Source organism: Flectobacillus sp. BAB-3569 (assembly GCF_002270355.1).
Taxonomy (GTDB): Bacteria; Bacteroidota; Bacteroidia; order Cytophagales; family Spirosomataceae; genus Flectobacillus; species Flectobacillus roseus.
The window spans coordinates 92237-116508 of record NZ_NJFZ01000012.1; the positions used below are offsets into that span (position 1 = coordinate 92237).

Genomic DNA, 24272 nt, shown 5'->3' on the forward strand with positions numbered 1-24272 from the left:
AATATGACTTTTACCATTTACTTGATAAGTATTCTCAAAAAACAAACTACACAATTCAATGACCTACACAAAATTAATCCTAATTGCTTTTTGTCTTCTAGCAACCTTGAACCTATCTGCTCAATCTTCTAAACTCATAGGCAAACCTGCTCCTGATATTCATTTTACAGATGTTTTGAACGATACACAAACCAGTTACAAACTTTCTGATTTTAAAGGAAAAGTGGTTATTATTGATTTTTGGGCTACTTGGTGTGGACATTGTATTAACTCATTGCCACATCTAGCAAAATGGCAAAAAAAGTATTCCAAGGCTATGAAAATTATTACTATTTCAACTGATGTCAAAAGTCGATTACAAAAGTTTCTTAATATTAAACCTTTAGAACTTCCTGTAGTAATGGACTCTTTGGGCGAATACAGAAAGTATTTCCCACATTTTGAATTACCCCATACCGTTATCATAGACCAAAAAGGCTTTGTGAAAAGTATAACTTCAGGAGATAAGCTAAATGATAAAGATATTGATTTGTTGATTCATGGCAAGAACCCTAATCTACCTCTGAAGGAGTAAAAACTAAATTTTGATAATAAATGTAAATTTGATTAAATAATTGAAATTGTTCACATAAATATGCACACCAATGACCTACACAAAATTAATCCTAATTGCTTTTTGTCTTCTAGCAACCTTGAACCTATCTGCTCAGTCCTCTAAACTCATTGGCAAACCAGCTCCTGACATCGTATTTAAAAAGGTGCTCAATGACTCAAAGACAGGATATAAGCTTTCTGATTTTAAGGGGAAGGCTGTCATCATTGATTTTTGGTCGACTAGTTGTAGACCCTGTATCGAAGCTTTTCCAAAATTAGAAAAGTGGCAAAAGGATTATCAGAAGGACTTGAAAATTATTACGATTGCTCAAGACAAAAAAGCAAGAATTGTCAAATTCCTCCAGAATAGAAAACTGGCATTGCCTGTAGTTTTGGACACTAATGACCAACAATATGTGAGGTATTTCCCTCATGAGGCTGTGCCACATACCATCTTTATTGATAAGAGTGGAATGGTACAAAGTATTACCACCGCAGGATTGGTTACAGAGAAGCATATTAAAGAACTTATTGCTGGGGAAAAAGTAACCGCGCAATACTCAGATGGAGTAGAGAAGGAAATAGAAAATCTAATTGGATCAGAGCAAGGAGAAACAGATGTTCAAATGGTGCAAAAACCTTTTGACAAGAATGCTTATAGCGTGTATAAATCTTTTAAAAATGGAAGACTCACTTTTATCAATATGGGATACTCAACCATCTATGAGATATTGTATAATTATCCCAACAGAACTAGGACGAGATGGGAAAATCCAAAATCATATTACCGTGGATAGGGTGCGCCTGACCAAGCAATCGGTTTGGAAATATATGCGCCTAAATTCACTAAAGAACAAGCCTCAAGCGCCATACTGGGGTATTTGAGTGGTATTGCTCCTGTGAAGGTGAAGTTTGAAGAAAGAGAAATAGATGTAAAAATTTTGACAAAATTAAGTGATACTGTTAAAATGGAAGAAGCCAAGAGTGATGGTACACCTTCTGTTTCTACCTCCGCAAATGGACTTGAAATGAAAAGTGGAGGACTGGAAAATCTAGCATCTTTTTTAGAGGACAACCTCAGTAAACCTATTATTGATGAAACGGGACTAACGAAAAAATACAATTTGTCTTTTCCTTGGTATCCCGAAAAACCAAACGCTTGTATGGAGGAGTTAGAAAAGATAGGTTTAACATTAACGGATGGAAAAAGGAAGGTAAAGCTGATGATTTTAGTAGCTGATAAATAGTAATAGGAGCCATCCTTACGTTTAATGATTGATGGTTGAGTGATTATTTTAGAAATATATATTTTACGTGTAGAGACGCAATGCTTTGCGTCTAAGGCTAAGTCATCAAGCATTACAAAATCAAAAAGGGGTCGAAAATTGTTTTTTCGACCCCTTTTTGATAAATGTTCTGAAATCTTACAGTCAAATTAATTACATTCCCAAGCTTTTTTCCAATAGAGGGCGACTTAAGTCGCCCTCTATTGGAAAAACTTGAAGATGGCAAAATCTTTTCATAAAATAATCACTCAATTGCCCCTCATTAAATGACTATCACCGAATGGAGGTTCGTATTTTCACCCAACCTTTTTTTGAACCTTTTGGAGTGAAGAAAACATGGACCGTATCGCTGGAATAAAAGTCATTTCGGACATCAATATTTATTTTTCCTTTAAAAAGCTTTTCTGTACCAAGCATTTCAAATTTTGAAGTTTTTTTACCTTTTTTCTTTTCGAAAGTATAAACTCCATAGGATACCTCAGCACTATCGTCTAGTTCTCCTGTAATTTTTAACAGAATTACTAAGTGTGAAGAACCTTTTGAAGAAGAAACGGAATCTACAAAACTATGAGGTTGAGAAACATCAGAGACCTTAAATTCTGCGAATGGAGGCTCATAAGGATACATTTCCATTAACCATATTCCTAAACGGAATAGCAGGTGAAAAAGGATGTAAACAAAACCGAGTTGGATAAAAAACCTCAAGGTTGGATGCAATTTTTTTAATGAATAGAACATGGCGTTAGTAAGTTTATTTTAGGTGTTACGTCCAATACGGAAGAACCTTCAAGTAGTTAAAAATGAAATTAGGGAAATTTTAAAAGTTTGAAAAGTATTAAAGGTATAACTTATTCTTCGAACTCTGACAGATAAGTATTTATGCTGAATTATGAGTGTATTTTTGATTATTAATATTTTATCTGCTTGATTTCTCCAGCTTAATTTTGCACGATTTCTGAAGTATTAACGCAGAATAAAATGGCATTAATACGCTCTAGGCATTATGCTTAAATGCTTAATTGAATTCAAGGGGAATATTTTTGCTGAAAGCCCATTGCCGAAAGTCGAAAGCCCAAAAATAAAAATGTATTTTGCCCTAACATTTATCTCATTTATTCTTTAATGTTTGTTTGCTAATATTTGTTAAAACAACTAATATTGTGGCAATAATTAACCTTTGATATTGTACGATAAATTTTAACATATTAGGGCATTAGCTCGCGACAAACCAATGAAAGAAGCACTCAAAAGATTTGAAAACAAACGACCAGAAATCGTATTTGAATGGAAAGATTCTGAAACGGAAGCCGAAGGATGGGTAGTCATCAACTCCCTACGTGGAGGTGCTGCAGGGGGAGGCACTCGTATGCGTAAGGGACTCGACAAGCGTGAGGTGGAATCGTTGGCTAAGACCATGGAAATCAAATTTACGGTATCAGGTCCTCAAATCGGTGGAGCAAAATCTGGTATCAATTTTGACCCAAGCGACCCACGTAAAAAGGGTGTTTTGGAGCGTTGGTATAAAGCAGTAGCGCCACTTTTGAAAAACTATTACGGAACAGGTGGCGATTTGAATGTAGATGAAGTTCATGAGGTGATTCCTGTGACTGAAAAATATGGTTTGTGGCACCCACAAGAAGGTATCGTAAACGGGCATTTTCACGCTTCTGAGGCACAAAAGATACGCTTGATAGGTCAGTTGCGTCAAGGTGTGTCTAAAATCATTGAAGATTGGAATTATACGCCGACTTCAACGCAAAACATTCATAGATATACTGTTTCAGATTTGATTACAGGATATGGAGTTGCGGAGGCTGTGAAGCATTATTACTCGTTGTGGGGTGGCAATTTGTCAGAAAAAAGAGCGATTATTCAGGGTTGGGGAAATGTGGCTGCCGCTGCGGGACTCAATTTGGCGCGTATGGGTGTCAAAATTGTAGGTATCATTGATAGAAATGGGGGTTTGGTTGTGCCCGAAGGTTTAGGTTTGGAAGAAATAAAAGACCTTTTCTTTAACAAAAAACAAAACACACTTTATGCGGAAAATATGTTGAGTTTTGAGGAAACGAATGCCAAAATTTGGGAAGTAGGAGCGGAGATATTTATTCCAGCGGCAGCTTCAAGAATCGTAAGTGCAGAGCAAGTAGAAAAATTGGTAAATAATGGTCTCGAAGTAATTTCTTGTGGTGCCAATGTACCATTCAATGATCCTGAAATCTTCTATGGTCCGACTATGGAACTGGCAGATAACAAAGTGGCTTTGATTCCTGATTTTGTGGCAAATTGTGGTATGGCTCGTGTATTTGCCTACTTAATGAGCGACTCGGCGATGGTGACTGATGAGGGGATTTTTGAGGATGTTTCCGAAACGATTTACAAAGCTTTAGACGAATTACATGCACAACACCAAGGTAGAACTTTACTCGCAAACGAATTATATTCTATTGCGTTGGAAAAATTAGAGAATAAAGTGGAAGTAGAATCAGTGTAGAAAATAGGAGGCAATTCAGTCAAAATGCAGAGACTGAGTTGCCTCTTGGCTTTATTACTAGAAAATCTCTTTTGAAAATAGCGCTATTTTGGATATTTTGCCTCTCTGCTAATTCAATCTCAACCGTAAAACTATGAAAATTCTTTGGTCGCCTAGCGAGCAACAAATCGAGCAGTCCAATATCAAGCGATTTATGGATTACCTTTCGCATGAATATGGTTTGCATTTCAATAATTATCAAGAACTATGGCAATGGTCGGTAAAGGATATCGCCAAGTTTTGGGATATATTCTTACATTATTCAGGTATTCAATTTACTGGACAATATAAAGAGGTCGTATCTGGAAAAATGCCTCATGCTAAATGGTTTGATGGAATCCAACTTAATTATGCCGAACATATATTTTCCTTTGCAACGGATACTCGTCCAGCGATTCTTTTTCAGTCAGAAACCTCCTCACTACGTGCTATTTCTTGGGCGGAATTACAACAGAAAACCGCCTCTTTTGCCGAATATTTACGCTCAATTGGAGTTCAAAAAGGCGATACCATTTGTGCTTATTTACCTAATATTCCCGAGGCGGTAATAGCATTTTTGGCGACTGCGTCAATTGGTGCCATATGGTCGAGTGCTTCGCCAGATTTTGGAGGGGGAAGTGTACTAGAGCGTTTTGGTCAGATTGCCCCCAAAGTATTGGTTGCTGTCAATTCCTATTCTTATGGAGGTAAAATCTTTGATCGCAGTGCTGTGGTTGCCAATCTCCAAGAAAATTTGCCAAGTTTAGAACAGACTATCTTGATTGATTATATGTCAATTGGTAATACTTTGCCCAACACAATTGACTGGAATACAACTGTGGCAAATCGCAATAGCGTATTAACTTTCGAGCCTTTATCATTCGATTTTCCGTTGTATATTCTTTATTCTTCAGGGACTACAGGTATCCCTAAACCAATCGTTCATGGTCATGGGGGAATATTATTAGAGCATAAAAAGTATCTTCTTTTTCATAATGATGTGAAAGAAAATGAAAACTATTTCTGGTTTTCGACGACTGGCTGGATGATGTGGAATTTCTCTATTTCGGTGTTATTTTCTGGGGCTACTTTGGTATTATACGATGGAAGTCCAGGGTATCCAAACATGGAAACACTTTGGGAATTAGTGGCTGAAGCACCTGTTCATCATTTTGGTACTAGCGCTGCGTTTATTCATGCTTGTATGAAAGAGCAGGTACGTCCTAGGGTAAATTATACGTTTGAACATCTGCGTTCTATTGGCTCAACAGGTTCTCCCTTGTCTCCCGAAGGTTTTGATTGGATATATGACCAAGTAAATCCAGAGGTATGGCTGGCGTCTATTTCTGGCGGGACAGACGTTTGTACAGCTTTTGTAGGTGGAAATCCTATCTCACCTGTATACGAGGGCGAAATTCAATGTATAGGGTTAGGCGTTGATTTACAATCTTGGGACGAAAACGGAGCACCTTTGCATGAGGAAATAGGGGAGATGGTGATTACTCAACCAACTCCATCTATGCCTGTTTTCTTCTGGAACGATCCTGATTTTGAACGGTATAGAGCAAGTTATTTTGAAGAATACCCTAATTATTGGCGCCACGGAGATTGGGTAAAGTTGACTTCTACAGGTGGTTTGGTCATTGCGGGGCGTTCTGATGCAACCCTCAATCGCGGTGGTATTCGGATAGGCACTGCCGAGATTTATCGAGCTGTTGAGGCATTGGATTTTGTGAAAGACTCTTTGATTATTCATTTAGAGGATACAGATTTCATGCCATTGTTTGTGGTAACTAATGACGGTAATAAACTGAATGATGCTCAAAAACAGCAAATCAAAAAAGTTCTTAGAGATACCTATTCGCCAAGACACGTTCCCGATCAAATTATTGAGGTTTCAGAAATTCCTTATACAATTTCAGGTAAAAAATTAGAATTACCTGTCAAAAAGCTTATTCAAGGAAAACCGTTTGAAAAAGCAGTAAATATTGGTGCGGTTCGCAACCCAGAGAGTTTGGAGTTCTTTCGGAATTTTCAAAAAAACCTAGTGTGAGTACTAGTTCTGAATTGTGAGTAGTGTATGTCAAATTAGATTTTAAGCCATTCATATCTAGCACAGTAGCATCAAAAAGCGGTCGAAAACCTATTTTTCGACCGCTTTTTTGTTAAAAACTTCGAGAACAAGCCCAATTGGAATGAATCAATTGAGCAATAGCATTGCTGGTTTTAAGGCTCCCAGACAGGCTATTTCTTGTGTTAGTTCTTGGATTAGTTCCTGTACTTTTTCAAGAGTTGGTTCTTTTATTTCCTCTAATTCTCCAGCGATTTTTCCGAGTTTTAGAAAACTCACAGAGTAAGCAGTTCCTTTAAGCTTGTGTGCTAGTGATTGAACCAAATCCCAATCTTGAACCAAAATAGCTTGTTGTATTTCGACTAAAAAGCTATCTGTTTGCTCAAATGACAAATCAAGGAGTTGTATTATCAGTTCGCCATTGGCTCCTGTTCTTTCAATCAACTCGTTTTTATCAAAATGTACTCCTAATCTTTCTACCGATTGCGCTTTTAATATTTCAGTTTTGGGTTGTTCTAATACCCATTTTTCAATCATTTTTTGAATTGTTACCTTTAAAACTGGCTTGGTAATATAATCACTCATACCTGCTTCCAAACATCTTTCTTTTTCGCCCACTACCGTTCCTGCTGTCAGAGCAATGATAGGAACAGGGTTTTTACCATCTTCTAATTTTCGAATAGCTGTGGCTGTTTCATAACCATTCATCACTGGCATTTGGATATCCAAAAACATAATATCTGGTCGTTTTTCCTGAAATTTAAGGAGTGCTTCTGCGCCATTATGGGCTTTTACGACGGTTCCATTTGGCACAATTTTATTCAAGAATGTGGTAGCCAAAAGCATATTTACAGGATTATCTTCGACCAACAAAATATCCATTTTAGCTTGGAAATACTCGTCTTGATTGGTGACCAAATTGTCTAATGGTCTGTACAAATTCGTATCCTTACTAGCGTGTAGAGTGGCAAGCGAATCATAAAATTGCTGTATCTTGATTGGCTTTACCAATTTTTGTTGAATGGATAATTCTTGACAAATCTGCTGTAAACTATCATCATCAGAAGAGCTCGAAAGTAAGATAATTGGCAATTGATCGGCATCGAGCGCTAGTTTTTTACGAATATTTCGACTGGTTTCAATGCCATCTAGGTAAGGCATGTGATAATCCATCAAAACAACATCAAATTTTTCTCCTGATTTTAATTTATCCAATGCTTCTATTCCACTCTTTACACAAACTGACTGAATTTGTTTCAATGCCAACATTTCGTGAATAATAAGTCGATTGGTATCATTATCATCAACAATCAGTACCTTCTGAATTGACAAAGGCAAATTAGTCTTAATAGGTCCTGCCTGTTCGGTTTCAAAGGCAACATCGAAGTAAAAAATACTTCCTTTGCCAGGAGTACTCTCCAATTGCAACTTGCTGTTCATCAAGGCCAACAGTTTATTGGCGATTGTTAAACCTAAGCCTGTTCCGCCAAATCTTCGTGTGGTCGAAGCATCTTCTTGCGAAAACGCCTCAAAGATTTTTTGCTGATTTTTAGGCTCTATTCCTACCCCCGTATCCCTTACCGAAAATCTAAATAAAGTTGGGTTGTTGGAACTCGATGATAATACTTCGACTTTTAATTCGATTTCTCCTGATTGGGTGAATTTTACAGCATTTCCTAACAAATTGACAAGCACTTGGCGCAAACGAACTGGATCGGCGTGAATGAATCGATTGACTAATGGTGAAATATTCAAAAGCATTTCCAAATCTTTTCGGTGCGCCTGAAACTTAATCATATCAGCTACCTGTCCCCCTAGTTCGAGTAAATCAATTTTCTCTGGCGCTAATTCCAATTTTCCTGCCTCTATTTTAGAGAAATCCAAAATATCATTAATAATATCGAGTAATGCATTGGCACTTTGATGAACCGTGGACATATATTGTCGTTGGGTTTCGTCCAACTGAGTCCGCAACAATAAATCGGTAAATCCTATCACGCCATTGAGTGGCGTACGAATTTCGTGGCTCATGTTGGCCAAAAATTCAGATTTTGAGCGACTTGCTGCCTCTGCTTGTTCTCTTGCACGCAAAAGATGTGCTTCAGTTTCTTTTCTAGCCGTGATATCTCTTATCACCGATTGCACCACTTTTTTTCCACCAAGCTCGATGGTGTTTAATAAAATGTCACAAGGGAAATTTTCTCCAGTATCATATCTTTTATGAACAAATTCAAAATTATAAAATTCTCGGTTTGTAAGCTCTTCAAGTTTTTCATGAATAGCATCTATACTTTTTTGGCCATTGGGTTGAAACTCTGGAGAAAAATCAGCTGGATTTTGACCTAGAATTTGTGTTTTAGCAGTCATCCCTAGAAGTTTTAAGGCAGCATCGTTACAATCAATTACGCCATCCTCTGTAAATAAGAAAATCGCATCTGAGCTGAAATCGAATAAACTTTTGAATTTTTTCTCGGAGTTGGTTATTTCATTTTCAATTTCTTTTTTCTTAGTAATATCTTGTAAATAGCCATGCCACAACGACGAATCTTCGGTTTTTTCGGGTGTTGAGGCTGCACTTAACCACTTGATGTTTCCTTTTGAATCTAAAATTCTAAATTCCTGTTCCCAAGGTGTAAAAGCATCTTGAGCAAGCTTCATGCTATCAATAACTCTTTGTAAATCTTCAGGGATAATTCTGTTGAATATTATTTCGGGGTTTTGAATAATTTTTTCAGGTGTTACTTCATATATTTCAGAGATACCCGCCGAGACGTACGGGAACGAAAATTTTCCAGTATTTTCCGAAAATTCATACAAATACAAACTCCCAGGTACTTGACTGGATAGTTTTTGAAGCAGCAAAGTCGATTTTTTTGCTTCCGCCTCAGCTATTTTCACTTTTGTAATGTCTTGAACCACACCATAAGCTTTTTGTGGAGTCGATTCAGTATCCATTTTACCGATTAATCGTAACCATTTTTTAGCTCCTTTTTGAGTAATGATTTCCATTTCAATATCAAAGCTTTTATGATTACTGATACAATCATCCAGCGATTTCATCAGTATATTTCTGTACTCTGGTGTGTAAAAATTGACGCTTTTTTCAAGTGCGGGGCTAAATTCAGGTTCAACTTCAAAAATACTTCTGGTAATCTCATTCCAATACAAAGCTCTGTCAGGTAGGGTTAATTCCCATCCACCCACAAGCGCTACCTCACTCGTTTGCAGAAGTGATGCTTTGGTGGCACGTAATTCATCTTCAGCAATTTTTTTGCCGATATATTTCTTTCAACTGCTATAAAGTTGGTACAAACATTATGTTCATCAAAAACAGGATTGATTGTGATGTCGATCCAATAGGTCTGCTTGTCTTTGGTATAATTCAAGATTACCTCAGAAATTGGGACATGATTTTTGATGGCCTCTCTTATTTTTTCGATGGTCTTTTGGTCAGTCAGTGGGCCATGAATCAATTCTGAAGGTTTACGACCTAATACCTCTTCCAGTGAATAGCCCGTTAGTTCCTGATATGCTTTGTTAATCCAAGTTATACGACCTTGAGCATCTGCTATAATAATCGCATCTGTGGTTTGGGAGGCAACCAAGGCCAACTCTTTGAGCTTTTCCTCTTTCTCTTTATTATCAGAAATATTTTGGCTTGTAAAGACTAAATTTTTAGTAGCCTCATCATAGTTGATCGAAGATCGAAGCCAAATCCATTCTCCAGAAAAGCTCAATATGCGATACTCAACGGATGTTTGTGTTTGCGATTCCCCGATGCTTTGAACAGCAATTGTAAGTTTCTCTTTGTCAGCCTCATGAATTAGTGCCAGATAGTTTGCGCCCAGCCAACCTTCCACAGATTGGTTTAATAATCTTTCCCAACTGTTGGAGAGATATTTTATCTTGAAGTCGGTACCTACTACCATCAAAATATCAGACATAGTCGATACCAATACACTCAAATCATTTTGTATTCTGATTTGGTCTGTGATATTGTATCCTGTGCAAAGAATTTCATATACGTTACCTTGTGCATCTGTTTGACCGCTAAATTCCCATGCATTTACAACGACCTCTCCATTTTTGTCAGGTTTTCTTAAAATGACAGGATGAGGTTTGTTAGGAAACTGAAAACATAGTCCAACCGTATCCTGACACTTTTGATGGTCTTCTGGAATAATATTAGATAAGGCATTTTTGCCGATAATTTCGTCCTTTGTAAAGCTGAATACCTCACAAAAGTGTTCATTTACGAAACTATAATTCCCGAATAAATCTGTAGTAACTACATAATAAGCCCGACTTTGGATGATGGAAGACAGGATATCTATTTTCTCTTCTTTTAAAATTTCTTCAACATAGAATCCGAATGCAATTTTATTTGAATCATCAAAATGAAATAATTTTGTATCAACCGCAAAACTTGTATGATTTGAATTGCTTAGTGTTATGCGAAAAAAATCTACTGAAAATGGCTTAAACTTCTGGAGTTCTGCCTTTAACTCTGATACAGCGAGTGTGTTTTTCTGGAAGAAATCGACAAGCGCAGTGTTGAACCAAATCGTATCTGTTTCGTTGGGTTGCATGAACCCCAAGCCGGTAAAACTGTTTGAAATCATCCAATCAAACAATGCTGGATGATTTTTTACTTCCTCAAATAATTCAATCTTCACGTGATTCATAGTACTAGTGTATTAATGGTTATCTAATAATTCCTTACCTCCGTCTTCTCAGACGGATTACAACATAAATTGAGTGCTGGTTGAGGTAGTTATTTTACCATTTAAAATGGATGATTTTCAACTATTTATCGATTGAGTTCTCTTAAAATAGTTTTCGTTTAAGCAGAAGATGAGTTCGGGGCAATAATCTTATTGTTGAAGGCAGTGGCAAGTTATATTTTTGAAGAACAAAAACAAATGACTCTAGTTAGAATTCCCTAATAAAAGCTATAAAATCCCTAGTATTAGGGATGATTTTTGTTAGTTTTTGAAGATGAGTGAGAAAATTAGGCGATAGAAATTTTGTAGCGACCTTGGAGCTGGTATTTGAAGCAGTAATTGCTGAGTATAAATACTTCAGGAAATTAAACCTTTCATAGTCTTGTTTCCTGAAGTAAAACTATCAAGATTAAACGTTTTGAAGAAAGCAATATAAGTTAGTGGGCAAAATAGAATTTTTAAGGCTTTCAGGTATCAGCTTTCGGCGGTAAGTTTTGGGAAAAAGTATTTCTGTGGTTATTAAAAACATTTTACACGCTTTGCCTGTTGCCTAAACACACAACCAGATTCTTATTTTGCACGATAACTTAAAATTCGCACTTGTTTAAACTTGAACTTTTTTGATATCTATTTTATGATACAATAGTTTTGTAGCGATACCTTGTTGGTCTCTAAAATTAAACACTTGGCCATCTGCTCTTACCCTGTCCAAAAGTTCAAAATCTAAGGTTTGATAATGCCATATTGGTTTTTGGGTTTCGCCTAAGGAAATGATTCCTTCTTCTGGCAGATTTTTATCGGGAGTAGCATAAAAAGCCGCATATCCATAATTGATATCAACGGCTGGCGACCATAGAGCATTGCCAACTGTTTGTGATACCGCAGTGTAAATTTGGTTTTCCAAAGCTCTGGCTCTAGCCCCTATGTGTACACGCGTAGCCCCTCTGATGGTTTCGGTGCAGCTTGGTGCCACAATGAGTTGAGCACCTTCGGAGGCAAGCAGCTGACTGCCAATAGGAAATTCGACATCATAGCATATTTGAATACCAAATTTTCCCCATTCTGCCTCAAAAATACTGAGCACTTTTTCTCCACTTGAAATTCCCCACTCTTCGTTTTCAAAACGCGTCATGAAAAATTTATCTTGATACCCAACGTAGCCTTTTTCAGAAAAAACCATCGCCCTGTTGACAGGACGTCCATTGATGATGACTGGTAAGCTTGGAGCAACAATCGTTACCTTATTTTGCTGTGCTGCGGTAGTCCAAACATCTATGAATTTGTCTTGTAAGTTACTCAACTCAATTACCTGTCCTTGAAGAGAAGATTGTAAATTGGCTGGTAAAATACTAGTTAACTCCATGGCACCGTATTCGGGAAAAACCAACAATTTGGCTTCTTGAGCACTAGCCTCCGCCACCCATTCGTGTACGTGGCTTGCCCACGCATCAAATGAGCTATGTTGCGTGATGGGATATTGCGCGGTTGCAACACGAACTTTCATACGAATGGATTAAAATTTGAATAATTACTGATAAAATGAGTAATCGTGCATGATAAAATTTAAGCGATGTGTTTAGGGACAAGGCAACAGGCACAAGGCACAGAGTGTTATAATGTTTTTTATTACTCACCGCCGAAAGCCGTAACCGGAAAGCCTAAAGTGTAATCTTAAATTTTATCTTGCCTACTAACTCTAGTAATAACGCAGAACAAGATTTAAAATTTGTTTTTAGGGGCAAGGCAACAGGCAAGAGGCACAGAGTGTTAAAATGTTTTTTATTACTCACCGCCGAAAGCCGTAACCGGAAAGCCTAAAGTGTAATCTTAAATTTTATCTTGCCCACTAACTCTAGTAATAACGCAGAATAAGAGTTAAGATTTGTGTTTAGGGACAAGGCAATAGGCACAAGGCACAGAGTGTTAAAATGTTTTTTATTACTCACCGCCGAAAGCCGTAACCGGAAAGCCTAAAGTGTAATCTTAAATTTTATCTTGCCTACTAACTTAAAACTACAGATTTTTAAGCCAAAATCTGAGTGGTTTTTGGGTACTTTCCGTTTCGCCAATATCTAGCCAACTCATTTCACAAACCAAATCAGGTTGTTGGGAATAACCTCTTTTTGTCCAAAAAATATCATTGGGACGATAGTCTATTGGTTTCAAAGGATGATTTTCTCCTCGGTCAACAGAACAGAAAGTGGTAATTTGAAAACCGTTATCTTTTGCGAAAGTCTCTCTTTCATCAAAAAAACGATGTCCAAGTCCCATGCCTCGATACGGTTTTAACAAAATACTTTCGCCAAAATAGAATATTTTATCCAAAGGAAAATTTTGTTCTATAAATGGTGTTTGCACTTCTTCCGTTTCATCCTTGAGTGGAATCCCGGTCGTAGCACCAACCATTTTACCTTGGTCATAAACGGCAAATAGAAAGCCCTTTTCCGAATTAGCATATGTCTTTAAATATTCCAATTCATAGTCCAATGTTCCCTCATATAGGTAAGGATAGTCATGGAATACCTCGATTCTGAGTTTTGCCAAATCTTCAAAAATGCTTTCTATTTCTTTGCCTACTTTTTTGATAAATTCCATATTACTTTGAAACTAGTTCAATCCAAAGTGTAAGGTTATAGTATGTTGTTACACGGGTGATTTTTCCATCTTTTACTTCCAAAAAAGCCCCAGCAGGCAACACATAAGTTTGTCCGTGTGCTTCAGGAAGACCTTCTTCTCCTTTTTTGTAAATACCATTTACCACAAACTCAACTGCTACACGAGTCCCAGTCTCCTCTGCCAAAAAAACCATATCAGTGAGCGTTTCTTCATAGCTTTCGTCCATTTTTTGAAGAAATGCAGTGAATTTTTCTTTTCCCACACGCACATCGCCTTGGTTGCTTTCATGACGAATATTCTCATCAAGCAAGTCTAACATTCCTTGCCAATCTTTTTGATTGAAGCTATTGTAATAGGCCTTTACGATTTCTACACCTTTCATTGCACTAAAATTGTATTAATAAATATTGATTCCAGTTGAAGCACTGGGCATAACTTTTATGCGGTTCAAAATTAAAAAATTCAAGAATCAAATGAGTATTTTATTTGTAGGTACATGCATTTATTACCATTAGTGAAGTGTGCATGCGTGAATTTAGCTTGCTCTTTCATACCTATTTTGGATTTATGACAAACAATTTCGGTTGATAATACCTGACCGCTGTTATAGGGTATGTCCAATGATTTTTTTCTTTCTAAGCAATATCATAAAAAGGAAAGAAAATTTAAGGCTTGATTGTCAATAGATTGAGGCTTTTTTGGGTAAGGCGGGTATCATAGTAATTTAATTAAATGCGGATAATTTTAGCTACATGGGGAAATTCCTAAATATTTGAAGAATCTTTTGTCATGATGGCATATTTTTCTATATTTACATCGAGCATTATTGTTACTTGAAAATATATAAAAATGGCATCTTAGCTACTCTCTCATAATTGTGAATCCTTATGTTGCTTTATTCATTCAAAAATTTTACCGCCACTAAAACAGTACCAGACATACCGAAGTCCATAACTGAGATCTTTCAGCGACTCTGTACTGAATACAAGTATCTTCCTGTCGAAGAAATAGCCCAACCACTCGATTTTCAACCCCGTCCGATTGTCTTTTATTACCTACCAAGTTTTGCATCTCCAGAAATACAGCTTTACAACGACTACCGCCAGCAGTCATCTCCTCTCTACATAGTTTTAATAATTCCTAAAGACAATAAAAACGAATTAAAATCTCAGAATGAGATTAAATATGAAGATTATCTGCTCGATAGCCAACTTTCCGAAGATTGGATAGAGCGTGTGTTGAGTTCTTTTGAAGTAAAGAAAGAGAGTAAACAAAAATTATCTAAATATATCGATTTATATAATAATTTGTTTACCAGTTCAGCCATACCGATGATTGTGACTTGCGCATATACCAATCGAATTGTGATGGTAAACCAAGCCACAAAAGATACCATTTCGGCAAAGGAAGAATGGCTCACCCAGATGAACATCACGGAGTTGTGTCATCCCGACGATATGGAACGTATGGAAAGGAATATGGCCTCTCGAACAGGTGAACGGACTGTTGTAAGGTGGTGTTTGCCCGAAAATAATACCCTGTATATAGAGTTTTCGGCCTATAACATCATTGTAAACGAGTATCCTGCCTCGTTGGTGATTTTTACGGATATTACCCAACTCATCGAGTCTCGAGAACGTGAGCGCTCGTCGCTTTCCCAATTTGAAACCATTTTCGATAAAACTCAAGAGGCAATTTTGGTTTTTGATGACGATGGACAAATCATCGATGCGAATCGTTCAGCGGTTAAACTTTTCCGTGCATACAATAATCAATTGAAAGTCTCAAAAATTCAGCCTTTGATGACGGATGGTCTCAAGAAATCATTTGGTCAAATCTGGCAAACTTTTCTTGAGCATAATCAAGCCAAAGGAATTACCAAAATCAGAGATTTTGAGAATAACCAACTCATAGCAAGCTATCAATTACATAAAAAACTCATTGGAGGGTATCATCTCGCCACGATTTTAGATATTACAGATAACTATCAGAAAAATCAAGAGACACTTTGCTTGAACGAAATTTATAGACTGTTGGGTCAAACACAAACTTTCAATGAGCCTTTTGAAATGGTACTTAAACGCGTCTGCGAACTAGCTGGTTATCAAACTGCCTCCTTGTGGGTTGTGGATGGCGCAGGTAAATATCTCAAAAACGTAAGTTTAGGAACACATAATTTTCCAGAAAGCCTCTCTTTGGCATCACCTATACGGCTAGAGCATTCGGCCGATGACTGGGAAGTACAGGTATTTCGTCATGGACAAGCCATGCGAGGTAAGCAAATGCGAGAAATAAATGGTGGAAAAGCTATTGAGTGTAATTCCTTTATATTACCTCTCAAAAGTAAACACAAAGTAGTCGGAATTTTATCGCTTTGCACGCAGGATGTGACTCTGATCAACAAAAAACATACCTCGTTTTGTAAGAGTGTGGCAGATATATTAGGGTTAAAAATAGTTAAATTAAGTGCGCTGAAAGATTGGGATAATGTCTTTAATCATTCTAATAATTATATCTGTACTATCGGTCTTGATGGTAGTTTTATCAAGGTCAACCCTCGTTTTTGTAAAGAACTTGGTTTCGTAAAAGAGGAATTTTATGGTAAACCATTTTTGCAAGTGGTTCATCCAGAGGATTTAGGAGCAGCGAGATTTGATTTAGATTTGATGTTTTCTAACAATGCTAGCTCAACTTTTACTAACAGATGTGTGGCCAAAGATGGTACAATTCATTGGATAGAGTGGAGCGCGACCTATGAGTCCAATACAGAAATTGCTTATCTTATTGGAAAAGATATTACCCAAGAACAATCGGCGAAACGACAATATCTTTTAGAGGCGGAAAATAGTGGTAGAATCTTGTCAAGTATTACAGATGGGTATTTTATGGTAAACGATCAATGGCGGATTCAGTATGCCAATCAAGCTGCTGAACAGCTTTTTGATTTGGATTCGCAGTCGCACATGGGTATGTATCTCTGGGAAGTTTTTAATATTCATCCTTATCATCCTTTCTTCATGCAACATGTGGTAGCTCAAGATGAAAGTAGAGAACATAGCTTTATCGATTTTGAAGAGCATTCCAAAAAATGGCTTTCGGTTAGCTGTAATCCACTCAATGATGGCATGGCCATTTCGTATCGTGATATTTCTACATTGAAAGAACAGGAGAATAAGATTGAGCAAATGAAGTCTAATTTGGAATTGTTGATTAACAATACCGATAATTATATATGGTCAATTGATAGTGAAAAAAAACTTGTGACATTCAACTCTATTTTTGCACAAAGATTAGCCCAAAAGATAGGAGAGCAGCCTCAGGTTGGGTCAGAGGCTCTCAATGAAAAATGGTCAAAGGAGGAATTAACCTATTGGAATTCTTTGTACGATCGAGCTTTGGCAGGAGAATCTTTCTTTGAAGAGGTTTCTGGTTTCAATCCAGTTAGTGGTGAATATGAGATTTCTGAAATCAATTTATATCCCATTTATCGCGATGATGAAATAATTGGTGTATCATGTTTTTCCAAGGATATCACCGAAAAAGAGAAATATGTTCGCGCCATTGAAGAACAAAACCTCAAGCTTCGTGAGATTACTTGGATTCAATCACATGTTGTTCGTGCGCCACTTTCTCGAATACTCGGGGCCGTAGATTTACTTATGCACGACTCACAAGGAAATTTACCTTCTGCTGAATTGCTTTCGTGTGTAGACGTATCAGCGCGTGAGATGGATGAGATCATTCATGAAATTGTTAGAAAAGCCTCCCCTTATTCACCTGACTCCAAAAGTCCTGCCGATAATTTAATGGTATCATAAATTTATCGTAACGTTAAGCTGCTTCTTTTAAATTTGTTTTGTATTTTGACTCCTGTACCATATTGAAAATGATAACAATATGATACAGGAGTTTGAAATTGTATAGCTAATTTAGCCATTATGACGATGTACTTGTAAATGACAGTTGTTGGCTAAATATACTTACCCAATTGAAACAAAAACTTATGGAATCAAGAAGAGAATTTATCAAAAAAGCCTCCTTTCTAGCTAGCGGCGCTGGATTTTTTGGCGCTCTACCTCAATCTATTCAACGCGCATTGGAAATCAATCCTCCACAAGGTAGTTCATTTTGGGATGCCGAACACGTGGTGATTTTAATGCAAGAAAACCGCTCTTTTGACCACTGTTTTGGAACCCTTCAAGGGGTACGTGGGTTCAACGACCCTCGTGCATTGACAGATGGAAATAAACGTAAAGTTTGGCTACAAACTACTAAAGACGGCAAAACTTACGCACCTTTTCGCCTAAATCTTAAAGATTCCAAAGCTACTTGGATGAGCTCGTTGCCACACTCGTGGGAAAACCAAATAGATGCGCTCAATAATGGAAAAAATAACGGCTGGCTTGGCGCAAAACAATCTGGAAACAAGGATTATAAGGATATGCCCTTGACTTTGGGCTATTACAATCGTGAGGATATTCCGTTTTATTATGCCATGGCAGATGCTTTTACGATTTGTGACCAAAATTTCTGCTCTTCTTTGACAGGTACAACACCCAATCGCTTGTATCTATGGTCGGGTACGATTCGTGAAAATGCTTCTTTCAATACCAAAGCCAATGTCAAAAATGAGGATATTGACTATGAAAAGTGGGCAAAATGGAAAACATTTCCTGAAAGACTTCAGGAAGCAAATGTACCTTGGAAAATATACCAAAATGAAATTAGTTTGCCATCTGGTTTAGAAGGTGAGGAGGATGCTTGGCTTTCTAATTTTACTGATAACCCTATTGAGTGGTTTGAGAATTACAAGGTAAAGTTTGCACCAGAATATTACGAGTTTATCCAGAAATTGGAGAAAGTTTTGCCTGAAGAAATCAGCAATTTAGAGAAGAAACTCCCTACGCTAGATGCTGCAAGCGCTGAATATAAAAAAGCACAAAGACAACTAGAATCGAAAAAAGGCTGGTTGGCACAAATCAAAGTTGACTTAGTAACTTATCATCCTGACAAGTTTAATGAATTGTCGGATACCCAAAAGGCAATTCACCAACGTGCCTTTACCAATAACAGAAAAGATCCCAATTACAGAAAGCTAAGTCACATCAAATACGATTTTGATGGAAAAGAGCGTGAAATGGCAGTGCCACAAAGCGATGTCTTGTATCAGTTTAGGGAAGATGTAAACAACAATAATTTACCAACCGTTTCATGGTTGGTAGCGCCTGAGAACTTTTCTGACCATCCAGGTGCGCCTTGGTATGGGGCTTGGTATTTGTCAGAGGCGATGGATATTTTGACCAAAAATCTTGAGGTTTGGAAGAAGACTATCTTCATTTTGGCTTATGACGAAAACGACGGTTATTTTGACCATATTCCTCCTTACGTAGCACCCGACCATCAGGCGCAAGATTCTGGAAAGGTTTCGCAAGGTATAGATGCCTCGGTCGAGCGCGTAAATATTACTCATGAGCAACAGCGCCCTTACAAGGATATTCGTAAAGGACCTATTGGTTTGGGATTTAGAGTACCACTTTTGATTGCTTCTCCTTGGACTCGTGGCGGACGTGTATGTTCGGAGGTTTTTGATCACACTTCTGTAATTCAATTTTTGGAAAAATTTGTTTCGAAAAAAACAAAAAAGAATATTCAAGAAAGCAATATCACCGAATGGAGAAGAACAGTCTGTGGGGATTTGACCTCTGTTTTTCAACCTTATAATGGTGAGAATATTCCGCTACCTAATTTTGTCGAGAAAGAACCCTTTATTCAGGCTGTTCACCAAGCGCAGTTTAAAGAATTACCATCGGGCTATAAAGTTTTGACTGAAGCTGAACAAGAGGCCATCAATCAAAATCCTCAAGTAGCAAAATGGATGCCTCAGCAAGAAAAGGGTATCCGACCTGCTTGTGCAATTCCTTACGAGTTGTACGTAGATGGTCAGGTAAAAGGTGATGTTTTTGAATTGAAAATGAAGGCAGGCACGACCGTTTTTGGCAAAAAGACCAAAGGTTCACCTTTCAAAGCCTATTCGACGATTCCTTATCTAAAGAAAGATGCCGAAGGAAAATCTTTGGGTTATGAGTCTATGTTGGCAAGAGACTATGCCATAAAAGCAGGTGATCAACTCAATGATACATGGAAATTATCTGAATCGGAGTCGGGACAATATGCAGTAGACGTTTATGCCCCAAATGGTTTTTTTAGAACTTTCAATGGAAATGCTACAGATTCTCTAAAAACTAGTTTAACCTACGAGTCAGCCTCAAAGAGTCATGCTTTTACTGGTAATGTTGTGTTAAATTTAGAGAATATTTCAAAGACTGCGATTGTTGTCGAAGTTATTGACGAGTCGTATGAAACAGGTTTGAAAACCATAAATCTTACCGCTGGTCAATCTCAAAAATTAGTGCTGAATCTTGCTAAAAGTCACAATTGGTATGATTTCTCTGTAAAAGTGAAAGACAATTCTATCTTTTTAAGAAGATATGCTGGTCATGTCGAAACAGGGCAATCAAGTTTCACCGATCCAGCGATGGGACTCGTCAAAACGGTGTAGATATTTTTTCGAATAGCGGGCGACTTAAGTCGACCGCTATTTGGAAAAAGTACTGCAACAGATAAAATTCTTCGCGCCTATCTACTTCTAATGATGAAGGATAACAGATAATCATTCTCATTTTCAACATGATAATCGTAAGGGTTGTCGCTACAACAATTTTATTTTACGGAATAGCCAAACTTTCGTACATCACAAATTCAACATTCCCAAGCCTGGCATCATACTATTCAAGGGCTTCACCATTTTACAAGCTGTACTTTCCAGTAAAAAAATACTTACAGGTTCTTTTAAAAGAAATTCATGTAAAAACCTGTAATCTAATTAATGTATGTTCCCAAGAATTTTCACTTCTATTGCTTTCATTCTTTCTCTGAGTATTAGTAGCGTAAATGCTCAAGCCCTAAAAGTTCAGCATGATTTGGTGGTAGCAAAAGATGGCTCTGGCGATTTTAAATATATTCAAGATGCCATAAATGCTGTCAGGGTATATCTTCCTAAAGGCATCACCATAAAAATCAAAAAAGGTAAATATGTTGAGAAATTGGATATCCCTAGCACCTTAACCAATATCAAATTTGTTGGCGAAGATAAGGATAGCACCATTATCAGCTACAATGATTATTCTGGAAAAGGTAAAATGGAAACCTTTGATTCTTATACCTTGAGAGTCATGGGCAATAACCTTTCTTTTGAGAACTTAACCATTGAAAACACTGCAGGAAGGGTAGGGCAAGCCGTGGCATTGCATGTCGAAGGAGATAGATGCGTTTTTAAGAATTGTCGCTTTTTAGGAAATCAAGATACCATTTTTGCTTCTGGTGAAAACTCTCGACAACTCTTTGAAGATTGTTTTATCGAAGGGACAGTCGATTTTATTTTTGGTTCTTCTACAGCACTTTTTGAACGTTGCCATATTCACTCAAAAGCAGATGGATACGTTTCGGCAGCATCGACACCTGATTGGGTGGTGTATGGATATGTTTTCAAAAATTGTAAACTCACTGCTGATGCCAACGTGACCAAAGTGTATCTGGGTAGACCTTGGAGAGATTTTGCCAAAACTGTTTTTATCGATTGCGAAGTAGGCAGTCATATAGTACCTGAAGGGTGGAATAACTGGGGCAGACCCTCAACTGAAAATACTGTATTTTATGCTGAATACAATACAACTGGAAAAGGTGCAAACCAAACAAAACGTGTAAAATGGTCGAAGAGTTTGACCAAGGCAGAAGCCTTAACCTACAGTAAATCAGAGATTTTTGCAGGAAAAATAATACAAGAATTATCAAAGTTCTGGTTGGATAAATAAAAGATTTTCTATCTTTGTTGAAATAAGAGTAAAAAATCTTTAAATATTTATAAATATTGTGAAAACTCTACTGACCATTTCTCTTTCCGTTTCATTATCTATTTCCTCATGGGCTCAATCGACCATCGGAGTCACGGGCGTGAGGGACAATTCCTATAATAGCTATTCGGCCTTAAAGACAACGCTAAAAACGCATCCCAATGCGCTTTTAGTTATTGAAAATCAGTATACTAATGTTACAGAAAAACGTGATGTGGTGTATGCCAAAATTGGTGATAGGGAATTAAAATTGGACGCTTTTTACCCAAAAGAAAAAACTCATCAACCACATCCCGCTATTTTGATTATTCATGGCGGAGGTTGGCGTTCTGGCAATAGGGCACAACATATTCCTTTGGCTCAAAAGCTGGCATCTTTGGGTTATGCTACTTTTACAGCTGAGTACCGACTTTCTACAGAGGCATTATATCCTGCTGCAGTACAAGATTTGAAAGCTGCGGTAAGATGGATTCGTGCCAATGCTTCACAATATCATGTAGATGCAAATAAGATAGCAAGTTTGGGTTTTTCGGCTGGCGGACAACTGGCATCTTTGGTGGGTAATACCAATGGGGTTCAGACTTTTGAGGCAAACGAAGGTATTACAGGAGTTTCGAGTGATGTTCAGGCGATTGTCGACATAGATGGCATTGTGGCTTTTATTCATCCAGAATCTGCTGAGGGAGACGATTCCAAAAGAACCTCGGCTGCAACTTATTGGTTTGGGTATGGTAAAGACCAAAATCCAGCGCTATGGAAAGAAGGTTCTGCTTTGACTTATACAGGAAAAAATACGCCACCCACTTTGTTTATTAATAGTAGTGTAGAACGAATGCACGCAGGAAGAGATGATTATCGTAAAATTTTGGAGGCTAATCATATTTATTCAGAAGTACATACTTTTAAAGATTCTCCACATTCTTTTTGTTTGTTTACACCGTGGTTTGACCCAACGGTTGAGTATGTCGACCACTTTTTGAAAAAGGTCTTCAAAAAACATAAAGATGTATTGGCATTCAGATAAAAATATAAAGGCTTAATCGTGAGATTAAGCCTTTTCGTTTATTAGGGGGGATAGATAGTGATAGCTAAATTCGAAATGGGTTTGGTTATGTAAGCTAAACTTTCAAAAATTGTGTATAAACATTTTTGAATCGCTCAAACCCTTGTTGATAAACACGACTATTTCCTTTGTTGGGATAAAAAACTATTTCGTTTTTTATTTCGTTTTTGTACTCTATTCCAAATGATTGGAAACCTAGTAACACAGCGCCCCAAGCTGAACTTTCAATCGTATTACTAACTTCTACTTTCATTTGAAAAATGTCGGCGGTCATTTGTAACCAAAAATTACTCTTGGCAAAGCCTCCGCTGACCATCAAAGTCATATTGGATAAGGTCTCTTTTTGAGGGACTAATACCTCTGCAATTTGTTTTAACCCAAATAGAATACCTTCCATACTGGCTCGAATGATATGCCCTTGGGTATGTTGCATGTCTAAGCCAATCATGATGCCTTTGGCTTTGGCATCCCAAATGGGTGCTCTTTCACCCAAGATATAAGGCACAAATAACAATCCTTCGGAACCTACAGGTACTTGCTCTGCTTTTTCAAATAATTCTTGGTATGTCTCAACAGTTTCAAGAATGTTATTTTTAAGCCATTGTAAAACTACTGCGCCGTTGTTTACTGCTCCTAATTTGAGGTATTCTGTATCAAACAAATGATAACATTGTGTCCTCATTTGAGGGTCGATAAATGGTTGACTCGAAACCACTCGAACTGCTCCACTTGTGCCTATTGTAAGCGCCATTTTGTCGGGAGTAATAGCTCCAGAGCCTAAATTAGCCAGAATTCCATCGCCACCACCACTTACTAATTCAAGACCATATTGCTTACAATAAGCTCGATGGGTTGATTTTACTATTATAGACAATTGTGTTTTTTGGATACTAAGATAGTTCAAAATTTCCTCCGACCATTGCAGCGAATGTATGTCCATCAGCCCAGTTCCTGAGGCAAGGGTCGTATCAATTGTGTATTCATGGGTTAAGTGATACCAGATATATTCTTTGGCACTGATTAACTTGTGAGCCGAAGCTAACAAGGATGGTTCATGTTCCTTGAGCCATGCAATCTTGGTCATAGGCGAAAAACTATGTATCGGAATGCCCGAAATATCATAAAACCGCTGACCTGTTATGCTTTGTTTTAAGGTATCTGCTATATCTGCTGCCCGATTATCTGCCCAAATCATGCAATCTGTCATCGCTTGATGGTGTTCATCTACCAAAATCAAGCTTTGCATTGCTGCACTAAAACTGATAAATCGAACTTCAAATCTGGCAAGAATATCTTCAATACATTCTTTGGTTGCTGTAAGTAAATCTTGTGGGTGTTGGGTACTACATTCTGGTTGGGGGTGATACATCGGGTATTCCCGACTCACCTGATACAAAACGTCTCCTTTTTGATTGAAAACTACAGCTTTTGTGGCAGTCGTGCCCAAATCAATACCCGCATAATAATGCGCCATAAGCATTCAGTTTTAAATTCTACAG

At 37.5% G+C, this 24272-nt stretch carries 16 protein-coding genes; 9 read left to right on the plus strand and 7 right to left on the minus strand.

Annotation, left to right across the window (positions count from 1 at the left end; genetic code table 11):
• Positions 1–58: 58 nt before the first annotated feature.
• The 3 genes from BWI92_RS12710 to BWI92_RS12720 all read left to right on the plus strand — a co-directional run bounded on the left by BWI92_RS12710 (position 59) and on the right by BWI92_RS12720 (position 1841).
• Positions 59–574, plus strand: a complete 516-nt coding sequence (locus tag BWI92_RS12710; protein WP_095163637.1) for a TlpA disulfide reductase family protein — start codon at positions 59–61, stop codon at positions 572–574.
• Between the two features lie 70 nt (positions 575–644).
• The gene (locus BWI92_RS12715; RefSeq protein WP_095163638.1) at positions 645–1391 is read left to right on the plus strand and encodes a TlpA disulfide reductase family protein; all 747 of its coding nucleotides are present in this window, start codon (positions 645–647) and stop codon (positions 1389–1391) included.
• 24 nt (positions 1392–1415) lie between these two features.
• A complete protein-coding gene (locus BWI92_RS12720) occupies positions 1416–1841 on the plus strand; it encodes a DUF3738 domain-containing protein (protein WP_176464412.1) in 426 nt (141 codons plus the stop codon).
• Positions 1842–2153: 312 nt separating this feature from the next.
• On the opposite strand, the gene BWI92_RS12725 is transcribed toward BWI92_RS12720, so the two are convergent.
• Positions 2154–2618, minus strand: coding sequence for a hypothetical protein (locus BWI92_RS12725; protein ID WP_095163640.1), 465 nt, complete (start codon positions 2616–2618; stop codon positions 2154–2156).
• A gap of 493 nt (positions 2619–3111) precedes the next feature.
• Between BWI92_RS12725 and BWI92_RS12730 the strand changes: the two genes are divergently transcribed.
• Both BWI92_RS12730 and BWI92_RS12735 read left to right on the plus strand, forming a co-directional pair.
• Positions 3112–4371, plus strand: a complete 1260-nt coding sequence (locus tag BWI92_RS12730; protein WP_095163641.1) for a Glu/Leu/Phe/Val dehydrogenase dimerization domain-containing protein — start codon at positions 3112–3114, stop codon at positions 4369–4371.
• A gap of 133 nt (positions 4372–4504) precedes the next feature.
• The gene (locus tag BWI92_RS12735) at positions 4505–6442 is read left to right on the plus strand and encodes an acetoacetate--CoA ligase (RefSeq protein ID WP_095163642.1); all 1938 of its coding nucleotides are present in this window, start codon (positions 4505–4507) and stop codon (positions 6440–6442) included.
• Between the two features lie 147 nt (positions 6443–6589).
• Here BWI92_RS12735 and BWI92_RS12740 read toward each other — a convergent pair whose 3' ends face one another.
• From BWI92_RS12740 to BWI92_RS12760, 5 genes are all read right to left on the minus strand, one after another.
• Entirely contained in the window at positions 6590–9469 is a 2880-nt protein-coding gene (locus BWI92_RS12740) for a response regulator (RefSeq protein WP_176464413.1), read from the minus strand.
• A gap of 200 nt (positions 9470–9669) precedes the next feature.
• A complete protein-coding gene (locus BWI92_RS12745) occupies positions 9670–11145 on the minus strand; it encodes a PAS domain-containing protein (protein ID WP_095163644.1) in 1476 nt (491 codons plus the stop codon).
• Positions 11146–11788: 643 nt separating this feature from the next.
• Complete coding sequence (locus tag BWI92_RS12750) at positions 11789–12688, minus strand: carbon-nitrogen hydrolase family protein (RefSeq protein WP_095163645.1); 900 nt, start codon at positions 12686–12688, stop codon at positions 11789–11791.
• Positions 12689–13197: 509 nt separating this feature from the next.
• Positions 13198–13779 carry a GNAT family N-acetyltransferase gene (locus BWI92_RS12755; RefSeq protein WP_095163646.1) on the minus strand — a complete coding sequence of 194 codons (582 nt, stop codon included), beginning with the start codon at positions 13777–13779 and terminating at the stop codon, positions 13198–13200.
• 1 nt (position 13780) lies between these two features.
• Positions 13781–14182 (minus strand): ketosteroid isomerase-related protein, encoded by a 402-nt coding sequence (locus BWI92_RS12760; protein ID WP_095163647.1) that lies wholly within the window; start codon positions 14180–14182, stop codon positions 13781–13783.
• Between the two features lie 505 nt (positions 14183–14687).
• Between BWI92_RS12760 and BWI92_RS12765 the strand changes: the two genes are divergently transcribed.
• From BWI92_RS12765 to BWI92_RS12780, 4 genes are all read left to right on the plus strand, one after another.
• Entirely contained in the window at positions 14688–17618 is a 2931-nt protein-coding gene (locus BWI92_RS12765) for a PAS domain S-box protein (protein WP_095163648.1), read from the plus strand.
• Between the two features lie 185 nt (positions 17619–17803).
• Positions 17804–20359 carry a phosphocholine-specific phospholipase C gene (locus tag BWI92_RS12770; RefSeq protein ID WP_095163649.1) on the plus strand — a complete coding sequence of 852 codons (2556 nt, stop codon included), beginning with the start codon at positions 17804–17806 and terminating at the stop codon, positions 20357–20359.
• A gap of 331 nt (positions 20360–20690) precedes the next feature.
• Complete coding sequence (locus BWI92_RS12775; RefSeq protein ID WP_095163650.1) at positions 20691–21671, plus strand: pectinesterase family protein; 981 nt, start codon at positions 20691–20693, stop codon at positions 21669–21671.
• A gap of 58 nt (positions 21672–21729) precedes the next feature.
• On the plus strand, positions 21730–22734 hold the full coding sequence (locus BWI92_RS12780; protein WP_229363010.1) for an alpha/beta hydrolase: 1005 nt from the start codon (positions 21730–21732) through the stop codon (positions 22732–22734).
• Between the two features lie 94 nt (positions 22735–22828).
• Here the strand turns inward: BWI92_RS12780 and BWI92_RS12785 are convergent, their stop codons facing one another.
• Positions 22829–24247 (minus strand): gluconokinase, encoded by a 1419-nt coding sequence (locus tag BWI92_RS12785; protein WP_176464414.1) that lies wholly within the window; start codon positions 24245–24247, stop codon positions 22829–22831.
• Positions 24248–24272: the final 25 nt, after the last annotated feature.

Bases quoted from the DNA above. Each gene is read 5' to 3' on its own strand.
- BWI92_RS12740 (WP_176464413.1), bottom strand. From the start codon at position 9,469: ATGGAAATCATTACTCAAAAAGGAGCTAAAAAATGGTTACGATTAATC.
- BWI92_RS12785 (WP_176464414.1), bottom strand. From the start codon at position 24,247: ATGGCGCATTATTATGCGGGTATTGATTTGGGCACGACTGCCACAAAA.
- BWI92_RS12725 (WP_095163640.1), bottom strand. From the start codon at position 2,618: ATGTTCTATTCATTAAAAAAATTGCATCCAACCTTGAGGTTTTTTATC.
- BWI92_RS12760 (WP_095163647.1), bottom strand. From the start codon at position 14,182: ATGAAAGGTGTAGAAATCGTAAAGGCCTATTACAATAGCTTCAATCAA.
- BWI92_RS12765 (WP_095163648.1), top strand. From the start codon at position 14,688: ATGTTGCTTTATTCATTCAAAAATTTTACCGCCACTAAAACAGTACCA.
- BWI92_RS12750 (WP_095163645.1), bottom strand. From the start codon at position 12,688: ATGAAAGTTCGTGTTGCAACCGCGCAATATCCCATCACGCAACATAGC.
- BWI92_RS12775 (WP_095163650.1), top strand. From the start codon at position 20,691: ATGTTCCCAAGAATTTTCACTTCTATTGCTTTCATTCTTTCTCTGAGT.
- BWI92_RS12730 (WP_095163641.1), top strand. From the start codon at position 3,112: ATGAAAGAAGCACTCAAAAGATTTGAAAACAAACGACCAGAAATCGTA.
- BWI92_RS12770 (WP_095163649.1), top strand. From the start codon at position 17,804: ATGGAATCAAGAAGAGAATTTATCAAAAAAGCCTCCTTTCTAGCTAGC.
- BWI92_RS12710 (WP_095163637.1), top strand. From the start codon at position 59: ATGACCTACACAAAATTAATCCTAATTGCTTTTTGTCTTCTAGCAACC.
- BWI92_RS12745 (WP_095163644.1), bottom strand. From the start codon at position 11,145: ATGAATCACGTGAAGATTGAATTATTTGAGGAAGTAAAAAATCATCCA.
- BWI92_RS12735 (WP_095163642.1), top strand. From the start codon at position 4,505: ATGAAAATTCTTTGGTCGCCTAGCGAGCAACAAATCGAGCAGTCCAAT.
- BWI92_RS12755 (WP_095163646.1), bottom strand. From the start codon at position 13,779: ATGGAATTTATCAAAAAAGTAGGCAAAGAAATAGAAAGCATTTTTGAA.
- BWI92_RS12715 (WP_095163638.1), top strand. From the start codon at position 645: ATGACCTACACAAAATTAATCCTAATTGCTTTTTGTCTTCTAGCAACC.